The sequence below is a fragment of the Bacillus sp. 2205SS5-2 genome (assembly GCF_037024155.1).
Taxonomy (GTDB): Bacteria; Bacillota; Bacilli; order Bacillales; family Bacillaceae_K; genus Bacillus_CI.
On the sequence record NZ_JAYKTS010000001.1, the window covers coordinates 23,697 to 46,295 of the forward strand.

At 36.4% G+C, this 22,599-nt stretch carries 22 protein-coding genes and 1 riboswitch; of the genes, 17 read left to right on the forward strand and 5 right to left on the reverse strand.

Features of this window, described 5'->3' with window-relative positions:
- Nucleotides 1-109: 109 nt before the first annotated feature.
- Nucleotides 110-232 (forward strand): hypothetical protein, encoded by a 123-nt coding sequence (locus U8D43_RS00120; protein WP_335868905.1) that lies wholly within the window; start codon nt 110-112, stop codon nt 230-232.
- Between the two features lie 125 nt (nt 233-357).
- Here the strand turns inward: U8D43_RS00120 and brfA are convergent, their stop codons facing one another.
- Nucleotides 358-627: a ribosome rescue factor BrfA gene (gene brfA / locus U8D43_RS21140; RefSeq protein ID WP_503626680.1), complete on the reverse strand. Its 270-nt coding sequence runs from the start codon at nt 625-627 to the stop codon at nt 358-360.
- A 178-nt stretch (nt 628-805) separates the two neighbouring features.
- Nucleotides 806-986, forward strand: a riboswitch (cobalamin riboswitch).
- A 270-nt stretch (nt 987-1,256) separates the two neighbouring features.
- On the opposite strand from brfA, the gene U8D43_RS00125 reads away from it, so the two are divergent.
- From U8D43_RS00125 to U8D43_RS00135, 3 genes are read left to right on the forward strand one after another with little or no spacing between them, the layout of a single operon-like run.
- Entirely contained in the window at nt 1,257-1,739 is a 483-nt protein-coding gene (locus U8D43_RS00125; protein ID WP_335868906.1) for an acyl-CoA thioesterase, read from the forward strand.
- A gap of 2 nt (nt 1,740-1,741) precedes the next feature.
- Nucleotides 1,742-3,967: a ribonucleoside-diphosphate reductase subunit alpha gene (locus tag U8D43_RS00130; protein WP_335868907.1), complete on the forward strand. Its 2,226-nt coding sequence runs from the start codon at nt 1,742-1,744 to the stop codon at nt 3,965-3,967.
- Between the two features lie 11 nt (nt 3,968-3,978).
- A complete protein-coding gene (locus U8D43_RS00135) occupies nt 3,979-5,016 on the forward strand; it encodes a ribonucleotide-diphosphate reductase subunit beta (protein ID WP_335868908.1) in 1,038 nt (345 codons plus the stop codon).
- Between the two features lie 624 nt (nt 5,017-5,640).
- On the opposite strand, the gene U8D43_RS00140 is transcribed toward U8D43_RS00135, so the two are convergent.
- Together U8D43_RS00140 and U8D43_RS00145 are read right to left on the reverse strand one after the other, a co-directional pair.
- A complete protein-coding gene (locus U8D43_RS00140; RefSeq protein WP_335868909.1) occupies nt 5,641-6,129 on the reverse strand; it encodes a MepB family protein in 489 nt (162 codons plus the stop codon).
- Nucleotides 6,130-6,331: 202 nt separating this feature from the next.
- Nucleotides 6,332-6,490 carry a hypothetical protein gene (locus tag U8D43_RS00145; protein WP_335868910.1) on the reverse strand — a complete coding sequence of 53 codons (159 nt, stop codon included), beginning with the start codon at nt 6,488-6,490 and terminating at the stop codon, nt 6,332-6,334.
- 237 nt (nt 6,491-6,727) lie between these two features.
- On the opposite strand from U8D43_RS00145, the gene U8D43_RS00150 reads away from it, so the two are divergent.
- The 12 genes from U8D43_RS00150 to U8D43_RS00205 all read left to right on the forward strand — a co-directional run bounded on the left by U8D43_RS00150 (nt 6,728) and on the right by U8D43_RS00205 (nt 20,467).
- Nucleotides 6,728-7,681 carry a glycerophosphodiester phosphodiesterase gene (locus U8D43_RS00150; protein ID WP_335868911.1) on the forward strand — a complete coding sequence of 318 codons (954 nt, stop codon included), beginning with the start codon at nt 6,728-6,730 and terminating at the stop codon, nt 7,679-7,681.
- Between the two features lie 1,104 nt (nt 7,682-8,785).
- Nucleotides 8,786-9,256 carry a hypothetical protein gene (locus U8D43_RS00155; protein ID WP_335868912.1) on the forward strand — a complete coding sequence of 157 codons (471 nt, stop codon included), beginning with the start codon at nt 8,786-8,788 and terminating at the stop codon, nt 9,254-9,256.
- 741 nt (nt 9,257-9,997) lie between these two features.
- A complete protein-coding gene (locus U8D43_RS00160; protein WP_335868913.1) occupies nt 9,998-10,558 on the forward strand; it encodes an ATP-binding protein in 561 nt (186 codons plus the stop codon).
- A gap of 415 nt (nt 10,559-10,973) precedes the next feature.
- On the forward strand, nt 10,974-11,348 hold the full coding sequence (locus U8D43_RS00165) for a CidA/LrgA family protein (RefSeq protein ID WP_335868914.1): 375 nt from the start codon (nt 10,974-10,976) through the stop codon (nt 11,346-11,348).
- Complete coding sequence (locus U8D43_RS00170) at nt 11,341-12,018, forward strand: LrgB family protein (protein WP_335868915.1); 678 nt, start codon at nt 11,341-11,343, stop codon at nt 12,016-12,018. Before U8D43_RS00165 ends, U8D43_RS00170 begins: the two co-directional genes overlap by 8 nt.
- Nucleotides 12,019-12,252: 234 nt before the next feature.
- A complete protein-coding gene (map, locus tag U8D43_RS00175) occupies nt 12,253-12,993 on the forward strand; it encodes a type I methionyl aminopeptidase (protein WP_335868916.1) in 741 nt (246 codons plus the stop codon).
- A 237-nt stretch (nt 12,994-13,230) separates the two neighbouring features.
- Entirely contained in the window at nt 13,231-14,292 is a 1,062-nt protein-coding gene (locus U8D43_RS00180) for a mechanosensitive ion channel family protein (protein ID WP_335868917.1), read from the forward strand.
- A gap of 159 nt (nt 14,293-14,451) precedes the next feature.
- Nucleotides 14,452-14,661 (forward strand): hypothetical protein, encoded by a 210-nt coding sequence (locus U8D43_RS00185; protein ID WP_335868918.1) that lies wholly within the window; start codon nt 14,452-14,454, stop codon nt 14,659-14,661.
- Nucleotides 14,662-15,164: 503 nt separating this feature from the next.
- On the forward strand, nt 15,165-16,334 hold the full coding sequence (locus U8D43_RS00190) for a glycerate kinase (RefSeq protein WP_335868919.1): 1,170 nt from the start codon (nt 15,165-15,167) through the stop codon (nt 16,332-16,334).
- 974 nt (nt 16,335-17,308) lie between these two features.
- Nucleotides 17,309-18,823, forward strand: a complete 1,515-nt coding sequence (locus U8D43_RS00195; protein ID WP_335868920.1) for a glycine betaine uptake BCCT transporter — start codon at nt 17,309-17,311, stop codon at nt 18,821-18,823.
- Between the two features lie 547 nt (nt 18,824-19,370).
- Nucleotides 19,371-19,502 carry a YjcZ family sporulation protein gene (locus U8D43_RS00200; protein ID WP_335868921.1) on the forward strand — a complete coding sequence of 44 codons (132 nt, stop codon included), beginning with the start codon at nt 19,371-19,373 and terminating at the stop codon, nt 19,500-19,502.
- Between the two features lie 323 nt (nt 19,503-19,825).
- Nucleotides 19,826-20,467 carry a lytic transglycosylase domain-containing protein gene (locus U8D43_RS00205; RefSeq protein WP_335868922.1) on the forward strand — a complete coding sequence of 214 codons (642 nt, stop codon included), beginning with the start codon at nt 19,826-19,828 and terminating at the stop codon, nt 20,465-20,467.
- A 272-nt stretch (nt 20,468-20,739) separates the two neighbouring features.
- Here U8D43_RS00205 and U8D43_RS00210 read toward each other — a convergent pair whose 3' ends face one another.
- The gene (locus U8D43_RS00210) at nt 20,740-20,994 is read right to left on the reverse strand and encodes a GlsB/YeaQ/YmgE family stress response membrane protein (RefSeq protein WP_335868923.1); all 255 of its coding nucleotides are present in this window, start codon (nt 20,992-20,994) and stop codon (nt 20,740-20,742) included.
- A gap of 160 nt (nt 20,995-21,154) precedes the next feature.
- Here U8D43_RS00210 and U8D43_RS00215 point away from each other — a divergent pair, with 160 nt between their 5' ends.
- The gene (locus U8D43_RS00215) at nt 21,155-21,883 is read left to right on the forward strand and encodes a thermonuclease family protein (protein ID WP_335868924.1); all 729 of its coding nucleotides are present in this window, start codon (nt 21,155-21,157) and stop codon (nt 21,881-21,883) included.
- 530 nt (nt 21,884-22,413) lie between these two features.
- Here the strand turns inward: U8D43_RS00215 and U8D43_RS00220 are convergent.
- Nucleotides 22,414-22,569, reverse strand: coding sequence for a hypothetical protein (locus tag U8D43_RS00220; RefSeq protein ID WP_335868925.1), 156 nt, complete (start codon nt 22,567-22,569; stop codon nt 22,414-22,416).
- Nucleotides 22,570-22,599: the final 30 nt, after the last annotated feature.

Sequence of the window (22,599 nt, forward strand, 5' to 3'; positions counted from 1 at the left end):
TAATATATCCTATATCGTTCTTTTAGTACTGAGCTTATCTTATTTCTTTTTTTACAGAAAATACCGAAGCTTCTTAGTACCCTATGTGATTTTTGAAAGTGGATTAATTTTGTGGGTTATTAGTTTATTTATCTTGGAAGATTGGACAGGTATCATTGCTGGCATAATAGCTTTAGTCTTGATTACAATCGGGGTTATTTTAGCTGTTAGACAATTGCTTGTGAGAAGATAATCCTTGAGATATTTCATTAAAATGGTATAAAAGGTTCTTTTCGCAAAGATTGTTGCTTTTGAACCAGTCCAAAAATGTTGCTATAGTTTTGTTCCGGGCATGCTTTCGCCTATTTTTCCTGGAAATCAAAAGTGAAATGGGCGATTTAATGAAAAATCTGATGAAATGGCCACAATGTCTACGAAAAAAGGCATTAAAAAAGAACCATTTTTTCCTTCTGGGGAAGAATGGTTCTTGTGCTTTAATCGATAGGTTAGCTCTTTTTTGGTTTTGGTTTTTCTTGTAGTTAAATTTAACTGGCCGTAAGAACTTCTAAAAATCACTGGATTTGGACTACCTTCTCTCGTTCTTTTTTCGCGAATTTTTTTTGCGTTTGATTTCGTCAACCCTACCACTTCATTTCCGTGTGTATTTAACCCTCACCTACAGATGGGAGTTATGCTGCGTACCTAATTATACAATATTATCATCAAAAGGCGAAAATTCTAACTTGTCAATCGTGAGAGAGACGTCTATAATGTATCACAGATACTATAATTTGTGTCTTAATAACTTATGAATACTATATATAGTACTATAACCGATTTTAAAGGTGTCATTTGAGACTTAATAGGGAATTTGGTGAGAAACCAAAACTGTCCCCGCAACTGTAAGTGTGTACGAAATAAGCAGATCCACTGTCACGATGAGATGGGAAGGGCTTAGAGTAGGCGAACACACGAGTCAGGAGACCTGCCTTTTGAAATACGTATTATCTTCTTCGGGAATTGAGAAGGTAGGACGATGGTATATTTGGTAGGTTTTTTGATAGCTTATCATCATATCGACGTTCTAACCCATCCTCCTGAGTGATGGGTTTTTTAATTGGTTCGTTTTCTTTTTTTGATTATTTCCCTTTTTATATATTGGGAAATTGCATGTTTTAAATACGTGATCAGGAGAGTAGGAAACTAGTAAGATAAAAATTCAACTCAGATCTTGTGAGCCCGAAGAGCTAGTGTTCTATAAAATGGAGGAAAATTCAATGGAAAACATCGTAAGCACCGACCAGTCTAGGACGATTCAAACAAGGATCGTATTGCCACCAGATACCAATCATTTAGACAGTATTTTTGGAGGAAAGGTATTAGCTTATATTGATGAAGTCGCTGCCCTAGCAGCAATGAAACATAGTCGATGTCTTGTGGTGACGGCGTCGATTGATTCCGTACATTTTTTGTCGTCAGCAAAGGTAGGCGATATATTAACCCTTGAGGGATATGTCGTGTCAACCGGAAGAACATCGATGGAGGTGTATGTAAAGGTAGAGAGTGAGGACCTGTTAACAGGTCAGAAAGCTATCACAACAACTTCCTTCTTAACGATGGTTGCAATGGATTCAAACAGCATACCGACAGAAGTTCCCAGAGTACTCCCTCAGACCTTAGAGGAGGAAAAACGGTTTGAAGAGGCCCAGCTTAGGAAGAAAATTCGCAAGCAAAATCAGAAAATGACGAAAGGGGAATGAGTATGATTACCAATATTTATCCTGATAAAGAAATATATATGGACTACCTACATTCGCTTGAAAAAAGGTTTCCTCAGCTATCAATCACCGAATTGAGTGAGAAGGTTTTAACGAACATTAACGATTCTGATCATACGTCCTTTTATGATCTTGTTATTCTCGGAGCGCTCGAACGCTTAACGTCAATCGAACCAGACTGGACATTTGTGGCAGCGAAGGCGTACCTAGATCGATTGTACGAACAAGCCTTGGAACACAGACAAATAGGTCAACCTTATGAATCATTTTTTGAATTGATTTCTTCATTAACGGCTCAAGGAATCTATCATGAATCCCTACTTACTTCCTATTCCAAAGAAGAAATCCAGGAGTTAGGACAGCTTCTATCACCAGAAAAAGATCTTCTATTTAACTATATTGGCCTGGTGACATTAAGTGAACGATATTTAGCATCTTCCCACAATGGAGCGACAATGGAGCTTCCTCAGGAGCGATTTATGATTATTGCGATGGACTTGATGAAACTTGAGCCTTCATCCAAACGAATTGCTCTTGTAGCAGAATCATATTGGGCGATGTCGAATTTATATATGACAGTTGCAACACCAACCTTAGCAAATGCTGGAAAAAATCATGGACAATTATCGAGTTGTTTTATTGATACGGTCGATGATTCACTCCGCAGCATATATGACACGAATACAGATATTGCCACATTAAGTAAAAATGGAGGCGGAATCGGGGTCTATTTAGGGAAAATCCGTAGCCGTGGAAGCAGTATTAAGGGCTTTAAAAACATCAGTTCAGGGGTGATTCCGTGGATGAAGCAACTCAATAATACTGCGGTTGCAGTAGACCAACTTGGACAGAGACAGGGGGCAATTGCGGTTTATTTAGATGTTTGGCATAAAGATATTTTCTCATTTTTAGATACCCGTCTAAATAACGGTGACGAACGCCAACGAACGCATGATTTGTTTACGGGAGTCTGTCTTCCAGATGTGTTCATGGAAATGGTGGAGAAACGTGAAAATTGGTATTTATTCGATCCTCATGAAGTGAGTGAAACGATGGGATTTTCGTTAGAGGATTATTTTGATGAAAAGCCAGGATCTGGGGAGTTTTCAGACCGCTATTGGAGTTGTGTTCAGAATACGGCAATATCAAAGGAAATGGTTCCTGCGATTGAGTTGTTCAAACGAATTATGATTTCACAACTCGAAACCGGTACTCCCTATATGTTCTACCGAGATACAGTAAATCGTCTCAACGCTAATCACCACGAAGGGATGATTTATTGTGCCAACCTATGCACTGAAATTACGCAAAATATGAGTCCGACCATTCTTGCTGAGGAATACATTCAAGACGGAAATATTGTTAGTGTGAAAAAGCCAGGTGATTTTGTGGTGTGCAATTTATCCTCACTATCGTTGGCAGTAACCATCCGTGATGATGTTTTAGAACGCTTGATTCCCATTCAAGTTCGCATGCTCGATAATGTGATAGACGTTAATAAAATTCCGCTTCCACAAGCGCAGTTAACGAACCAAAAATACCGTGGAATCGGACTGGGCACATTTGGCTGGCATCATTTCCTTGCCTTAAACGGGGTGAAGTGGGAGAGTGAGGAAGCGATTACTGAATGTGATGAAATCTATGAAAATATCGCTTATTTAACGATTAAAGCAAGTATGAATCTTGCGAAAGAAAAAGGAGCTTATCCCGCTTATGTCGGAAGCGATTGGCATACGGGCACTTATTTTGAAAAACGGGGATATAGAGGAGAAAAATGGGGTGAGTTAAAGGAAGAGGTGCAATCATTCGGAATTCGGAATGGTTATTTGCTTGCGATTGCCCCTAATTCATCGACCGCATTAATAGCTGGATCCACAGCAAGCATCGATCCCATCTTTCGGAAGGAATATTCTGAGGAAAAGAAAGATTATAAGATTCCCGTTACAGCTCCTGACTTAACACCTGAAACCTCATGGTATTACGTTAACGCTTATCGAGTTGATCAGCATTGGAGCATTAAACAAAATGAGAAGAGACAGAAACATATCGATCAATCAATATCGTTTAATTTCTATATTTCTAATGATATTAAAGCGAAAGATCTACTAAACTTACATCTTGATGCATGGCGTTCAGGATTGAAAACAACCTATTATACAAGGTCAACTTCAGGTCAAACTGTTGATGAATGTGAAAGCTGTCATAGCTAAGGAGGGGTAATATGGAAGAGATAAAAAGAAGAGTACTAATGGATACTGATGCGCCCAATCGTAGTACTAGCATTTTAAACGGAAGCAGTTCGAATGTATTAAATTGGGATGATGTTCGTTATAACTGGGCGTATCCGAAATATAAACGAATGTTAGCGAATTTCTGGACGCCATTTGAAATCAATATGAGCAAAGACATAAAACAATTTCCTAGTTTGAGTGAAAAAGAGCAAACATCCTTTTTGAAAATCATTGGTTTATTGGCCTTACTGGATAGTATTCAAACCGATTTTGCCGGAAAAGTCGCTGACTATTTGACAGACTCAAGTTTGAATGCTTTGATGATCATTCTTGCACAGCAAGAAGTAATTCATAATCATTCTTATAGTTATGTACTATCAAGTATCGTGGATAAAACGAAACAAGAAGAGGTGTTTCAATATTGGCGAAACGAACCTACCCTTCAAAAAAGAAATGCTTTTATTACCAGCGGATATGAGGCGTTTATTGATCATCCTTCAGTCGATACCTTTCTTCGAGCAATCATTATGGATGTAATATTAGAAGGTTTGTTTTTTTATAGTGGATTCGCCTTTTTTTATAATTTGGCCCGAAATCAAAAAATGGTCGCTACGAGCACGATGATTAATTACATCAATCGTGATGAACAAATTCATGTCGGTTTGTTCGAAAAAATCTTCAAAGAAGTGCTCGCTGAATACCCAGAATCTGATACTGAACATTTCCAGCAATACGGTACAGAAACCTTTCGCGAAGCCGCCTTATTAGAAATAGAATGGGGCAAAGAAGTGATTGGGGATGAATTCCAAGGAATTCTTTCTTCAGAAGTTGAAGAATATATAAAATTCATGGCAAATAAACGAGCTCAACAGCTTGGTTTTCAACCACCTTTTGAAGGACATCGAACCAACCCGCTTCGTTGGATCATTGCCTATCAAGAAGTAGATTTAGGCAAAACTGACTTTTTCGAGCAAAAATCTAGACAATACACCAAAACATCGGCTGCTAATGGGTTTGATGAATTGTAAAGGCTCTTTTCGCAAACTGTCGATCTTGGCACAAAAAAAACAGGCAGTAAGGGGCTTTCGATTGATTTCCTCCTTTTCATTTAGTATTGAAGAGTTTTTCATTAGGAAAGAGCACGAAGACATAGAAGTCAAAGGTTTTGTTGCTATTTGAAAATCCACAATCTTTTTTATAGGCTCTATTCACAGACTTTGTTGCTCTAGCATATAAAAACCGATGGAAACACACTTCTCTTTCCTCATTTCGATTTAAAAATAATTCGAAAAGATGTTCGAAGTCACTCTTCATCACGAAATAAGGACCAATTCGAAAATCCACAATTTTTGCGAAAACAGCCTTGTTAAAAAAACATTGTAAATGAGAAAAGCCGGAGAGAATACTATCTTTCCGGCTTTTCTCATATTCTTTTCTTGGAAAATTGGGGATAAGAAAGGGGCTACTGCTTTATTTAACAATAGCTTTTACATTTTGAACAAAGATTGATCAAAATGTAGGGGGAGTATTTTTCTCTGCAATAGCATTTTATAAAAAAATTGATAATTTCGGTAAGCGAATCGCTAAAGAAATCCCCCAATTGCGAATTTGACAGCCCACTACGTGAAGCAACAAACTTTGCGGAAAAGCCATTATAAAAAATACAATTTCTTTAATTTTTCAACTTCAAAGTCATCTGATAAATCAATAAAATATTCTGCTTGCCATGATTGAGTCCTAGTAGCATTTGTATTCAATTCTGTTTCCCAATTTGGATAAACTCTAATTGCCATTTTCCCTTTTTGCTTGGGACTTTTCAATATTCCATATTTGAGAAGCACTTTTTTAGGGAAAATAAATTGCCCTCGCCTCTCGTTGTCTATGACAGATACGATTAATTTCTCTGGTGAACTCTCATAGCTATAAGCTTGATTGATTCCCTTAGAATTTTTCTCCCAAAATGCAACAAAATATCCCTTCTTTTTAGGAGTTAATTTAGCAAGTCTACTTCTGTAAACGTGTTTATTTATTATTAAAAGTAAGCCCTCATATTCACTATTTTGAACTTCTCTTTTTAGAACAAAGGTCTCTATACTTCCAACCTCGTTCATAATATTTCTGAACAAACTTTCAGATTTCATTTTAACCCCATTCTCCTATAGATCATTTTTCTTAGACTAACAAATACCGATAGATTAATATTTTTATTATACAAAGAAGTAATTAAAGATAGCAAAAAATCAGTTTCACTCCATTTTTTAAACGACATTCTTCGCAACTTTATTACAAATGATCAATCTTTATTTTAAATTGTCAAACTCTGTATTAAATGATCAATCTTTTTTATAAAACTACACCAGTTGAAGTGGTTTTAGTTGGGGCATTTGCCTGCCGTCCCTGGGCAGCCACTTTCGCTTTTCTTTGTCCAGCTGCAGTGGCTTGCGGCTCGGGGTCAAATGAATAACCCTCCAGTGATGCAGGCATCACTTCCGAGTTCTTCATTTGCCTGACGCCGCAGAGCAGCCACTTTCGCTTTTCGTGATCCAGCTGCAGTGGCTAGGGACTCGGGCATTTGTCAGCCCCCTACGTGAAGCAGGCTTCACTTCGTGTTCTGCCAGATGCCTGCCGTCCCTGGGCAGCCACTTTCGCTTTTCTTTGTCTTTCGAACTTTTTTTGTTTTTTTTCATATAATACCTTATCTTTCGGGTTCTTAGTAAGTGACGTTGAGGAGCGAGGTGTATGCGGAATTTTCTTCTTGCAATTGTTTTATTTTTATGTGGTTTTGCTGTGTACATGCTTTTGGTTTTTTTTTATTGGAGTGATTGGAATCAGACGAAAGTGATTGCACACCGGGGTGCTTCTGGGTATGCGCCTGAAAACACTCTAGCTGCGTTCGATTTAGCTGTAGAAATGAAGGCAGACTACATTGAATTTGATTTGCAAATGAGCAAAGATGGTGAACTTGTAGTGATTCATGATGATTCAATCGATCGAACAACGGATGGTTCAGGAAGGATTGGGGATCTAACATATGAAGAAATCCTTCAATTTGATGCAGGAAGCTGGTTTCATTTACAATTTTCTGGTCAAAAGGTTCCTAGCTTAACTCAGGTTCTTGAGCGATACGCAGGTGAAATCGGGCTATTAATCGAATTGAAAGAACCGGACCGCTATGAAGATATTGAATTAAAGTTAGCAGATGCGTTAGAAGTATACCTAGATATCGAGGCAGAGCGCCATCCAATTGTCGTTCAATCCTTCGACCTGCCTTCACTTTTATTGTTTCATGAATACTCACCACGAGTTCCAGTTGGAATTGTCATAACTGACTCTACCTTTGAAGGTGAGGAACAATTAACAGAATATGCGGAGTATGTGGATTTTGTGAGCCCCAAAAAATCAGTATTAAATGATCGTTTCATAAAAAAAACGAAGATGCTCGATCTAGAGTTGTATCCTTGGACAGTGAAGAATCAAGAAGTCTTTCAGTGGGTGTATCAAATAAAAGTAAACGGTATCATTACAGATTTTCCGAATTACGAGCAAAAATCTCCGTTACAGCAAAATACTATTATTGTAGGACTCCTAATTCTCCTAGTTCTCCCTTTAGGAATGACAATTACACTTAGCATACTGCTCTCCAAAGGAAATACCTTAATTACTAAACTAATGAAATTCTGTTTGAAGCCTTAAAACGATTTGGAAATTATTACTTTATTAAGTGAGATGTCAATGCTGTAGAGAGAAACGAGTCAATACACTCATAGTTCTTGATGGAGGGAATTGTCCAAAACGTCATCCGAGATTATATCATTTTATGCCTATCATGATCATCTATCTAGGGCCCAAATCGCATGAACTTTGAAAAAAACTAACATCCTCTATCAAAGAAATTGAACAAAGACAAGAGGTGTTTTATTTTAATAGGGATCGTTTTAAATGAGGTACACTAGGTCGTGATATCAGCGGTAAAATGTTAATAGTATTGGGAAAAGGACTACGTGAGATTGTTGTTGAGAAAAATGGTTTTTTTGGCTCGGATTGGAAGGGACGATTTTGCGGCGTTTTTAGTCGGTGATTCAATTGTTGAGAAAAGCAATTCGGTTGCCAGAGCCAGTCATACTATGTTGAAAGAGAACTTTCTATTTCAAAATTATGAATTATTCTAAACGACGAGAATAGAGGGATTGGTCTATCTTCCCAAGAGACGAAGCGGATCTGCATCTATTGATGAAACACGTCGACATCGCAATCATTTACAGCAAAAGAACAAGGTACAAATATATTTCGTTATTATTCTTCTTGAATGCAATATGACTCCGATAAAATTGATAAATCCTTTATTAATGAGATTAAGATTGATAGAAGCACAGATGAGATTTAAATATGTAGTATAAATTTATCCAAGGAGCTGACACTTGAAGTGGTTGCAGAAGGGCTAGTAACCAAGGGCCAACTCCATTTTTTAGAAGTATTAGCTTGTTATCAAATGGTTTTTTTCGTATCCATTGGGCTATTTCATCTAATTTTTGATTAAATCTTTTATTTCACTATTGAATTCCATTAAAAATAAACGAAAAGTGTTTACTCTCAATACATAATGAACAATCAGATTAGGATAATATGGTGATTAAGTTAAAGAGCTAACCAAACTGATGCGATCCACAATGGTTTGATTAGCTTTTTTGTTAGAATATAGGAATTTCCAAATAGCATTTTTAGGTTCATCGTGTTTAATATTGGGGTTTACGCACATAATATGCGTAATACATATTTCATTTTATAAGGGTGAATATTTTGACTACAGAAATTATTTTATGGGGAGTATTAATACTTCCATGGTTTACTTTGTTTCTATTACCTCAATCGGAAGTAAGGCGGTATATGCCCGTTGCCATTTTCGCATCAAATATTATGATCTTGTATAATATCTTCGCCTTTCATCAAAAGCATTGGACTATTAATATTTCAATCATTCCCGTGCTAAAACCATTATTTGTTTCGGGAGTTTTAGGTGGGTTTTTAATCGTCACTATATGGATTTTCCACTTTTCATATGGGAACTTAAAAAAGTATATTCTGGTGAATATTGTTGCTGATTTTTTATTTTCCGTATTTCCCTTTCATTATTGGTTTCAAAATATTTTAGGGGTGTACGATTTAGTGAATATATCAAAATGGGAGCGCTGGGTGTTGTTTGTGTTATTTTCCTTTGTTCTCTACCTTTTCCAAAAATGGTTGGAAGGAAACAAACTGAAAGATACCTGAGAGAAGGTTTGGATTAGTAAATAGAACTACCATCCAATCTTGGTAGTTCTATTCATAAGCAAAGGCTCATTCAGAATGATTGGTTATTTCAGTTACAAAGAAAAAACAACCAATAAGGTTTTTTGTGTTTTTTTTTAACTTTTTGTCTAAAATTGAAAAACTTTTCGTTTGGAAAAGAACACGACGTCATACCAGAAAAAAATTTATCCCTATGCGAATAAGTAGTTCAGTTTTTGTGAAGAAACATTAGAATTAGCATATTAATTTTAAGACCAAATCGCATAGTGATATGGTCTTTTATATTTGCTGATATAATGTTTATGCTGAAATAAGCATTAGCTATTCTAAGAACATTATATAATTTTTCTGAAACATACAAATCGGCAGATGGAAAGAAACTCACCCCTGCACAACGATTAGGTATTACAGATGAAGCATTTGAATTAAAAAATATTATCTATATGAGGTAGGTTCTTCTAAAATTTCCAGACGAACTTTTTCATTTTTTAAAGGAATATTGTGAATTTATGTTAAAATAAGCCAAAGACTTTTATAAAGGCTTTTTTTGCAAAGATTGTAGCTTTTCGAAATAGCTTTTATTCGTGATGAGGAATGACATCGGGTATCTTTTCGCATTTTTTTTAACTCGAAATGAGGATAGGTAAGAGTGGTTCCATCCGTTTTTCTTGCTAGAGCAACAATGTATGCGTAAAGAGTCTTAATAAATGAAGGAGAGACATGATGAAATTTGTTCTAGTATTTGGACCTCAAGCGGTTGGTAAAATGACAGTTGGACAAGAATTAGCAAAAATAACAGGTTTAAAACTCTTTCATAATCATATGACGATTGATTTGGTTAGTAATTTCTTTGACTACGGTACTAAAGAAGGAAAGAGATTAGTCGGTATGTTTCGTCAAGAGATATTTGAAGAAGTGTCAAAGAGCAGTTTGGGTGGAATGATTTTCACTTATGTGTGGGCATTTAATATGCAAGATGACTGGGATTATGTTAATCAAGTCTCTCAATTGTTCGAGTCCAGGGGAGGGACTGTTTACTTTGTGGAGCTTGAGGCTGATTTGGAAGAAAGACTTGAGCGAAATAAAAGTTCTAATAGACTTGAACATAAGCCATCAAAAAGGGATATTGAATGGTCTGAAGGTGATTTGAAAAAGTCGATGGAGCAATACAGATTGAATTCTTTTGAGGGTGAAATTAAATATTCAAACTATATCAAAGTAAACAATACAAACTTGAGTGCCGATGAGGTAGCCGAGATAATCAAAGAGAAATTCCAATTATAGTATAGAAAAAACGCTTGGATGCCCAAGCGTTTTTTGATGGTAAATTTACTGCTAATTTAGTTGTTATTCGATATAACTTTTGGACTATTGATTTGAATTTTCTCCACATTATCTGAACTACTTACTATGAGAAAACATCCCTATTAAAAGGCTGTTTATGCTGATTTGTTTCAATCTATATTCCTTTAAAAACGGATTCGAGACATTCATTTGTCTATTTTTGAACGACTTCCATTCCAAATATGAGAAGGCGATCAATAATTAAATCAATTTGCAACCATTCAGGATTAGAGATCATCATGTTATTTTATGTCCATCCCTAGTACTTACTTAGTTCATTTTTCATCTTTGACAGAGTTATCCCTTCAATTTACAATAAGGAATGCATAAATTTATGAAGAAGTCGAGGGTATGTATGAAAAAATGGTGGATGATAATAGGACAAATGGCTTTTCTGTCTGGATTATATGAATTTGGAGTGTTTCTTGTTCAACACTTTTCGCTTCCCATTCCTGGAAATGTATTAGGAATGGTTCTTTTGCTTTTGTTGTTAGCAGCAGGGGTTGTTAAAGTAGAATGGATTGAAGAAACTTGCACGCTATTGTTGAAGCATATGGCCTTCTTTTTTGTACCAATTTCCGTTGGGATCATGACCTTAGGTGGATTGATTAAACAAAGCGGTTCAATTTTACTGTTAATTTTACTTTTTAGTACTAGTATCGGTTTAATTGCTACGGGTGCTTCATCCCAATATGTTGCACGAAAAAAAGAGGAGGTTCGTCATGGCTAATTTACTCATGACGATATTTACTTTATGTCTCACAGTTTTGGCGTATTGGTTATCGATTGAATTAGCCAAAAAATATCGATATCCCTTTACGACACCGCTTTTTTTAAGCACGCTTATAATTATCGGCCTCTTTATGGTGATGGATATTTCATATCAAGATTACAGCACTGCGAACACACTTCTAACATACTTGTTAGGTCCTGCTACGGTCGCCTTGGCTCTCCCTATATACAAAAATAGAAAAATAATCATTACTTATTTTCGACCTGCTTTGGTCGGAATACTAGTGGGTAGTTTGGTCACAATTAGTTCGGCGATATTTTTAGCTCATATATTACATTTAGGAAATGAAATAGAGTTATCACTAAGCTTAAAATCTATCACGACGCCTGTAGCAGTTGAAGTTGCCGAAGTGATTGGGGCAAATATTTCATTATCAGCGGCCTTTGTTGTGGTAACCGGAATTCTTGGTGCAATGTTTGGGCCTTGGTTACTTACGAAAGCAAAAGTGATTCACCCTGTGTCACGTGGGCTAGCTCTTGGAGTGATTTCCCACGGAATAGGAACCTCAGAAGCGGTAAAAGAAGGACAGCTTGAAGGGGCGGTTGCTGGAAGTGCCATGGGAGTCACATCACTGTTACTTTCTTTAGTTTTGCCCATGTTATTATAAGGTTTTTTAATAAGTAAAATGTTTATTGTGAACAATTTTTCGAGTGCTTGTTCATTCATTGACAATGGATAGACTTATGGACGAAAACAGGAATTAATGTCCTATTTCGTAGTATATTGGTTGTGTTTATTACTATAAGTGAGGAGAAACCCGCCTACTTTAACACCGAAACTCACGAATAAGGAAATCTGTAGTATACTATGTACAGAAAATACTCTAGAAAAGGTTGATTAGATGATTGTACAAACAGAAGAACAATTAGAAAAGTTAAAGAAAATCGGTAAAATCGTTGCCACAATTCGAGATGAAATGAGATCAGAAACGAAACCAGGTATCACAACAAAAGCATTAGACGATATCGGTGGACGATTGTTTGAAGAATACGGAGCGATTTCAGGACCAAAAGGAGAATATGATTTTCCGGGGTATACATGTATTTCAGTAAATGAAGAAGTTGCTCATGGAATACCGAGTGATCGGGTGATAAAAGATGGCGATTTAGTTAATATTGACGTATCGGGATCCTTTGATGGCTATTTTGCTGATACAGGTATTTCGTTTGTCGTTGGTGAGAATGAGGATTTATCGAGGCTGTGTGAAGCAACTGAAAGAGTGTTTCAGCACGCTGTAAAAAAAGCGAAAGCTGGTTCAAAGAAAAATGGAATTGGAAAAGCCGTTTCAGCCGCAGCAAAAAAAGAGGGCTATACTGTCATTATGAATTTAACCGGCCACGGAATTGGAAAGTCCTTACACGAAGCACCGGATCATATTTTGAATTACTATGATGCATGGGATAATTCGCTCTTACAGGAAGGCCTAGTGATTGCTTTTGAACCGTTTGTTTCATCAGGTGCAGAAGAAATTATTGAGTCTGGTGATGGATGGACTCTTGTAACAGAAGACAAAAGTTATGTTGCCCAAATTGAACATACCATTGTGATCACAAAAGACGAACCGATTTTGTTAACGAAATAGAAAAAGCGAGAAGATCTTCAGAGATTTTCTCGCTTTTTTAATGAATAGAAACCTTCTATACATTTACCTCTACTGAACTTTTCATATACTGTGAGTATCTAAAAATAGTACATCATAGTTTACAATCACTCAATTAAAGGTAAAGACTAAGGAGGATACATAGTATCAAAAAGCGAGCTAGGAAGAATTAATTATCTAAGAAGGTTGAAAATCGCCTTTATTGAAAGGGGGGTACTCTTGGAACAATTAGCTGATTGGATTGAACATTATAATGTTTGGGACCTTGTTTTAAGTGTGAGCGTATTGGTAGTGATTTTTATCATTCGCATTGCATTACTATGGAGTTTACGAAAAGCTGGCATTCACCAAAAAGCACTAAAGAGTTTATTGAATTGGGTTACTTTTTACGCAATTTTATTGTTCTTCTTGTTTTATTATAGTGATTCCGCCTGGATTCAAAGTGAATGGATTAAATTTGGGAAGATTCACATTACTCCATCACTTATTATTATAGCCGTGTTAATTGTTTCGCTAGCTTATCGTTTGTCAAAGTTATTAACTGAAGCTCTTTTACCTTCTTTGTATAGCCGGTATTCGGTAAATAAAGGTTTGCAATATACGTTAAGTCGGATGGTTCATTATGTCATTATGGTGACTGCATTTTTAATGAGTTTATCGACTGTTGGGATTAATTTGAGCGCGTTGACCGTCTTTGCGGGGTTAATATCAGTTGGAATCGGGTTCGGATTGCAAAACATTGCATCGAATTTTATCTCGGGAATCATTCTCTTATTTGAGCGTCAGATTGAAGTAGGAGACAGAATTATTATTAATGATATCATCGGAGATGTTCAGCAAATAAAGATGAGAGCAACCATAGTGAAGACACTTACAAATGAGCATATCATCGTACCAAACTCCTATTTTTTAGAAGAACAAGTTGTCAATCGTTCGTATAGTGATTCACGATTGAAAATGGTGATACCTTTTGGCGTTGCTTATGGGACGGATGTGGAAGCATTACGCAAACTTCTCGAAGACCTTGTCCGAGAAGAATCCGAGAAGCGTGTGTCGGTATTGACCAAGCCGGCTCCATATGTCAATTTTATTGAATTTGGTGATTCGTCATTAAACTTTGAATTATTTGTATGGATCTCGAATCCGTATGATTATGTTATGTTGCGAAGTGAATTTTATTATAAAATTTATCATTTATTGAATGAGCATAATATTGAAATTCCATTTCCACAAAGAGATGTTAATATTAAAAATGGTTATAGTGAGCAAGAAAGCTCTTAGTACCCAACTAAGGGCCTTCTGTATTTTAGGTTCACTTTATATAGATTTTTGCAACTTAGTCATAGGTCCACTGCATTCTTCTTTTTTTCAGGTCATTCACATCAAAAACACCGCGAAAAAAGCCTTTATTAAAATGGTCTGAAAGAAGATAAAGGAGAAATGATAATAAGATTTTTACTTGCTCATGGGTGGGCAGGAAGATGGAGAAACAGTATTTGTCCTAATAATCACTATGATTGTTCTGCCTATGAAGTACTCGTTGTTCCCAGAGGTCTAGCAATTATTATGTTTGGCGAATTAAAGGAAAAATTGCTCGGGGTTACTAACGAGGAAGTGATGATGTTTCTGTCAGGATTGGGCTTCAATTGATTAAAGTGAGTGAAGCTTTTGAAATGATTAGTTCTTCTAAAAGGATAAAAATTGGACCAATATGTGAGGATAAGATCAATTCATCCGTGAACATTGCCAAGGTACTACTTCCGCTAGAAGATCCAATACTTGTGACAGGGGTGTTTTATTATAAGGCTGTTTTCGCAAAGATTGTGGCTTTTCGAATAAAAAGGAATCCCTTGACTTGTATGATTTCGTGCTCTTTTCCTAATGAAAAATTCTTCATTTCTAGATTAAAAAGAAGAAATCAATCGAAAAAACCCTACTGCCTGTTTTTTCTTTGTGTCAAGAGCAACAATGTATACGAAAAGAGCATATTATAAGAATGAAAAAAATAATGAAAAAGCAAAACGTTAGCTGCATGTGAAGGTCTCATTTCGAAGTCTCTCTGCTTAGAGTGGCAGATTAACTTCTTTCATATTCTACACTTAAATTAAAAGGTATTATTTATAATAATGAAAAATGAAACTGGGGGAATAGCTTTGAAAAAAATTGTGATCGCTCCTGACTCGTTTAAAGGGTCCTTGACAAGTTTTGAAGCAGTTGAGGCTATATCAAAAGGTATTCAAGACATTGAACCAAACGTAAAGCTTGTTAATTTCCCTATGTCAGACGGTGGAGAGGGCTTTTTACAGTGTTTACACTTATACGACAGGACATTTGTGCAGGTAGATGTCCCAGTGAAAAATTTATATGGGAAAAAGACAGTTAGTCCTATTCTATGGAATGAAGCACAAAAAATCGCTTGTATTGAGTCAGCAAGAATATTAGGTCTTAACTTAGTGAAAGAGGAAGATCGAGACCCTATGAACGCTTCATCTCAAGGTATTGGAGAACTTATTCTTCATTGCAAAGATTTGGGAGCAGAAAAAATCATAATAGCTTTAGGTGGGACAGGTACAATTGACGGTGGAATAGGCTGTTTAGCTGCGCTTGGAGTACAGTTTTTCGATGCATTAAACAACAAGCTCCCCCCCTTGCCTGCCTCTCTTGGCAAAATTGACTCTGTATCATTCAAATATGTGAAATCTGATCTACTTCGACTCAACCTTGTTTTAGCGGCGGACGTAACGGCTGTTCTACTTGGTTCAAATGGTGCTGTGAAGGGATATGGTCCTCAAAAGGGCTTGAAATCCGATGAAATTCCTCAATTAGAAGTGGGAATGAATCACTTTGCAAACCATCTCAATGCGGTGAGTGGCAAAGGTATTCATTTGATCGAGGGAACAGGAGCGGCTGGAGGTTTAGGCTACAGTCTTGCGGCTTGTTTTCAAGCAACATTTATTAGTGGAACATCTCTATTATTTAAGTATTCTCAAATATCTACGGCCATCAAAGAAGCAGATTTAGTGATTACTGGTGAAGGAACATTTGATGATCAAACTATTCAAGGAAAACTGCCTTGGAAAATCATTCAACTCTCCAATCAATTTAATGTACCCGTTTGGGTGTTTGCGGGAACAGTTGTCGAGGTAGATAGACCACAGGATGCACTTAAAAAAGCGAACGTCTATTCAATTCGAACGAAACACATGACAAAGCAAGAATCGATGTATCAGGCACCTGATTTATTAAGACAAAAAGTAGCTATCCAATTAAAGAAAAATCCAAGCTTAAGGGTTAATGGTTGGAAGGAGAATACTGAAGGATAGTTACTTATGAGATATAAATTATCAACTTTTCTAGACAAAGAAAATAAAAAGATGACAATTGAATTCCTCGACAATCTATACAGCAGCGGTGTAGGTGGTTATATGACTCCAGTGAATGTAATATCGAGGAAATTAAGGATTGGATCAGCAAGTTTATTAAAGGTTAGATGATTTTATCTTAGGTAAGGCTGTTCACGGATTGTTTATGACATTTCGTTTCAGTTCATTTTCTAAGATATAGCTTTACCTCAGGTAGCATTTCGTCTATTTTTGACGGGTATCAACGAATTAAGTGCACCGGTCATGATGGTTTCTCGGACGATTGGTGTATTACCATTAGTTTATGGAATTGATACAGCTCGCATTAAGTCTAAACACAAGATCAAGCAGCATTTCTAAAATTTGATTCGCTAATCATTGATTTATCTGAAGTTGCGATCATTGAAACAATGGTCACAAATGAGATATTTCAACTAACTGAATCACAAAAATGATTGGGTATTCATGCATCCTAATCGGAATGTGTCCAGAAATTGCATTTACTAGTATTCATTTGTACTTTTTTATCAAGCGATTTATTCAATTGAGCTACACTCAGAGAAGAGGGTTATAAATGATTAATGGAAAAATTTTCAAAAATACACCACATTATTAATATCTGAATATTTTAAATATATTTATTTTTTGTGTTGGATTTTATCGTAATTTGTCTAATAAATAATGATCGATAATTGCACTTGTAGCAAGGAGAATGCGCTTTCTTTATTTCAATAGAATGATTTTAGAAACATAGGTCAAAATAAGGTTGGAGAAGTAATAACAACGATTAATCCTTGTAAAAAGTATAAAAAATTTGGTATGGTAGGTATTGTGTCCTTTACATAGTGAGAGATAATTCTCAATGAATACTCAGATTCCCATGTGCATTAACACATCCCATTCCATCAACAATTGAATAATGAAAGGGGAAACATATGAAAAAGATAAGTAGCGTTTTTTGGATTACACTCGGAATTGTTGTAGCAGCCGTATTATTTGGCGTATTAGCTCCAACAGTTTTTGAGACGGCAACAAGCGAAATGCAGGGCTTCATCACACAAACATTTGGGTGGTATTATTTAATCTTAGTCTCAGTTTTTGTTATATTTTGTATATTTTTAATTTTTAGTCCGATTGGTACGATTCGACTTGGGAAACCGGATGATCGGCCTGAATTTTCTAACGCAACTTGGTTTGCGATGTTATTTAGTGCAGGTATGGGAATAGGACTAGTATTCTGGGGAGCGGCTGAGCCGATTTATCATTTTACTTCTCCACCAACAGCAGAGGCATTATCAGATAAAGCCTTAAAAGATGCAATGAGATATACCTTCTTTCATTGGGGGGTTCATGCGTGGGCCATCTATGCGATTGTCGCTCTCGCACTTGGCTACTTTAAATTCCGAAAGGGTGCACCAGGGTTAATTTCTTCTACGCTATCACCGCTCTTTGGAGATAAGGTCAAGGGACCTCTTGGAACAGTGATTGATGTTTTAGCTGTATTCGCAACGGTAGTAGGGGTTGCAACGACACTTGGTTTTGGTGCCAAGCAAATAAATGGTGGTTTATCTTATTTATTCGGTATTGAAATTAATTTTACGTACCAACTAATCATCATTGGGGTTGTTACCGTTCTATTTATGATTTCTGCTTGGTCTGGATTAGGTAAAGGAATTAAGTATTTAAGTAATACTAATTTAGTTCTTGCAGTTGTTTTATTACTGTTAATGTTTATTATTGGACCATCCTTGTTTATCTTGAATTTGTTTACAGATACATTAGGATCTTACATTCAAAACATTATTCAGATGAGTTTCCGAATTGCTCCGTTAGATGAAGCAAATCGTAACTGGATTAACGGATGGACTATTTTCTATTGGGCTTGGTGGATTTCTTGGTCTCCATTTGTGGGAATATTTATTGCTCGAGTATCGAAAGGCCGAACGATTCGTGAATTTATTATTGGCGTTCTGTTAATGCCAGCATTTGTTAGCTTTATCTGGTTTGCTGTTTTCGGTTCAACGGCCATGGATGTTCAACAAGCTGGTGCAATTGATTTAGCTGCTCTAAAGCCAGAAGAAATATTATTTGCTGTATTTAGTCAATTCCAATATAGTACGGTAATTACCATCATCGCGATCGTGTTAATTAGTACATTCTTTATTACGTCAGCAGATTCTGCAACGTTTGTATTAGGAATGCAAACAACATACGGATCTTTGACACCACCTGCGAACGTTAAATTAACGTGGGGAGTGGCTCAGTCATTAGTTGCAGTTATCTTGCTTTACAGTGGGGGGCTACAAGCGCTCCAAAATGCCTTAATTGTCGCAGCTTTTCCATTTTCCATTATCATGTTATTGATGATGATTTCATTGTATAAAGCATTGATGATTGAGAAAAAGGAACTAGGCTTATATTTAAAGCCAAAACCTAAGAAAAAAGTTTAAAGAAGGAACTCGGCATTTGCCGAGTTTTTTTCTTTAATGATGACTCTTTTCGTATACATTGTGGCGATTTCACCTGATTTTGAATAATTCTCCCACATTTCACGTTGATTCCCAACGAATATTGACGGATCCAGCTGCAGTGGCTAGGGACTCGGGCATTTGTCAGACCACTACGTGAAGCAGGCTTCACTGCGTGTTCTGCCAGATGCCTGCCGTCCCTGAGCAGCCACTTCCGCTTTTCGTAAATGATGCCCGAAACAAAGCTTTATCATAGATAATAAACTGATACGAAAAGCCATAGTCTTTGCGAAAACAGCCTTAATGAATGGTGTCACATTAAATGTTACATTTCGAATAGGAAAAGTTGCAATACCCCAAAAAACTAGCCAGTATTTTTCCAATGTGTCAAGAGCAAGAAATTTTACAATAAAATCAATTTAATAAATTAATGCAGAGTATTTATTTGTTCTAATCTGTAAATGCCCACCCACTTTTTCAGTCCTTGCATATATTACATAGTGAACGACCTAATGGAGGTGAAGTTTTCATGTATGGTTATGGTGGATATGGCTACGGTGGCGGCTGTGGATACGGCGGTGGCGGTTATGCTGGTGGATTTGCGTTAATCGTAGTATTGTTTATTCTATTAATTATCGTTGGTGCAGCTTTCGTTTACTAAGAATACAGAAAAAGGGGTACAATGGAAGTAATTCGATTGTATCCTTTTTTTTAAAAAGTAAGAAATAAATCATAGTAAAACTTCTGTTAGGTCTAGCTTCAGGCGTTTCAACTGTTGGTAAAAGAAGGCCCATTTCGTATTAGTTGTTCCCAATTGATCTAACTATTGGTTAGATTCTCTATGTTTTTGTTGATTCACATCAATCGGAGACGAAATGAAACATCAAAACAAGGCTATCTTACTGTTAATTAATTGGTACGAAAAGCAACAATCTTTGCGAATTCAGCCTATCAGAAAGTTAGGTAAAGTAAAGGTGGACAAGCATGAAAAAAAAACAGAAGAAACAACATCTATCCTATTTGATAATAGGCTTAATTCCAGTAGTGATATTTTCTTTATATTATGTGAATAATAACCAAACCCTGAAAAATGTAAATGTTCAAGATTCAGAAACGAAAAATTTTATTGATGAAATTCCTGGTGAATTTATACCGATCTATCAGGCTGCTGAAGAAGAATACGGGGTCCAATGGACATTATTAGCAGCTCATCACCGCGTTGAAACCCGCTTCTCCAAAATGGAAGTGATGGTATCTCCAGTTGGAGCAATTGGTCCGATGCAGTTTATGCCTTGTACATTCGTCGGGTGGGGACATCCTACTTGTGATGGGCTCGGTGGAGGGGACATCACAGATCAAGAACTAACTAACCCGGATAGAATTAAAGAATTCGGTGGGTACGGAGTCGATGCAAATGGAGACGGGATAGCAGATCCGTGGGATATAGAAGATGCTATTTTTACTGCAGCGAAGTATTTGGCACGTAACGGAGCAAGTGAAGGTGAAGTTGAGAAAGCAGTGTTTGCTTACAATCACAGCGATGAATATGTGGAATCGGTTATGTTTTATTTGAATAAATATGAGAAAAGTTTAGAAGAGGATAGTGTGCCGACGACGGTTTGGTGAAGGAAGTCCAATGTCTTTTTTTACAATTGCTTGATTTCGCAAAAATCGTTGCTTTTTGAATCAGTATATAAGAAGATAGATGACTTTGCTTCGGGGCATCATCTCGTCTATTTTTGATGAAAATAAACAACATCATGCTGAATGAAATTTAAAATTTAATGAAATAGCAACTATGCATGTGTAAAGAGTCATACCAAACTTAATAAATGCAACATCACATCTACAATCTAAAAAGGAGCCTATCAATATAGGCTCCTTTTTAGATTATTTAATTAGGTAGCTTTTCTCATAGACTTCATAATCAAACTTAAAATGAATACAAAGATGATCGCACCAATTAGAGCAGGAACAATTGCAATACCCGCAAGGTCTGGTCCCATATTCCCAAAGATTAAACCACCTAACCATGCTCCGATGATACCCGCAATAATATTACCAATAATTCCACCTGGTACATCTTTACCTAATATTAATCCAGCTAACCAACCAATGATTCCACCAACAATTAAGTATAATATAAACGACATATTATTTTCCTCCTTGACTTTTTATTATTATCGTGTGTCTACTTATTAATTAACCATTTTAGATCAAAGCTAAACCTATCTAATAAAATCATTTATTGAATGAGGTCAATATGGTACATTGAATGAGAATTAATCATGATTGTAAAGGTGTGTTATCGTAATGAACAAAGTAGTTATTTTCTTACTCGTGGGGATTCTCACAGGGTGTGGAATAATTGATGTCGAAGAAAAAGCAACATCAACAAGTGTTATAACATCTGATTTCGAAAAAGAAGAAGTCGAGCTGGTTCGATCAATTGATGGCGATACAATTAAAGTAAGCTATCGTGGTGATGAAGAAAATATTCGACTCCTCTTAATTGATACTCCTGAAACGAATCACCCTCAGCTTGGTGTACAGCCTTTTGGGCAAGAAGCAAAAGAGTTCACCATGGATTTAGTCGAAAACGCCGACATGCTTGAACTTGAATTCGATATCGGCCAAAAAAGAGACAAATATCAACGATTATTAGCTTATGTATACGCTGATGGAGTAATGGTGCAGGAGCTTTTGGTGAGAGAAGGGTTAGCGAGAGTTGCTTATGTGTATCCACCGAATACGAGGTATGTAGACCAATTAAAAGGACTTCAAGAGCATGCACAAGGGTCCGCTCTTGGAATTTGGTCAGTGGAAAACTATGCCACTTCTGAAGGATTTGATAAAGAGGTCCTTGAACCGAAACAGGAAGAAAAGCGTGTAGATGGTTGTCAAATAAAAGGTAATATCAATTCCAAGGGTGAGCGAATATACCATACTGAACAATCTAGATGGTATGAACAAACGGATCCCGAGGTTTGGTTTTGTAATGAAAAAGAAGCTCAAGAAGCAGGGTTTAGGGCACCACTTTGAGATTCCCGTAAATCATTGAATTAAAAAAATCATATATCCAAGATTGAGAAGAAATTCTTCGAAATGATGAGGATATAAAAAAACACGCTCAGTCATATAACGGGTTTACTTCAGAGGTGCAAACGAATAAATATCAAAGCAAAACACACTGGATTTCACAATGAAATTCACAGTGCGTTTTTATTGTTATATCAACGATTCCTTAAGTATTGGGGTACAGCCAACATTTCGGAAATTTTGTTCGCTAAGTGAATTTCAACCCAAAAAAAGTCGAATTCCTGTATGCTAAGGAACCGACTTTTTTAGATTGTCCTTGTTCAACTAAAACTACCCGATAAGACGTCCCCTCTGCGACATAGTGGACAAAATCCTAATATCAATAACATTTTTCCTGTGATTAGTCATTAAAAACCCACGCTTTAAACTCCTTATTGGGTATTTTTGCATATCCCCCCGAAAAGGTTTATTAAGAAAAAAGCAACCCTTGTTTTCAATAAAAGTTGCTATAGGGATTTACTCTGTATGGGCTGTTAAAGACTCGCTTCGTATTCTATTACTCTTCGATAAAATGTGTTCCGTTTCATTCCGTCACGCTTCTTGGCTTCTACAGCAGTTATCTTCTGTTGTTTCCATTCTTGATAAACAGATGGAAAGGCTTCAGTCATCTTAATTTTTACTTCTACCATACTTTAATCCATTGCTAATTGCAGCTATTC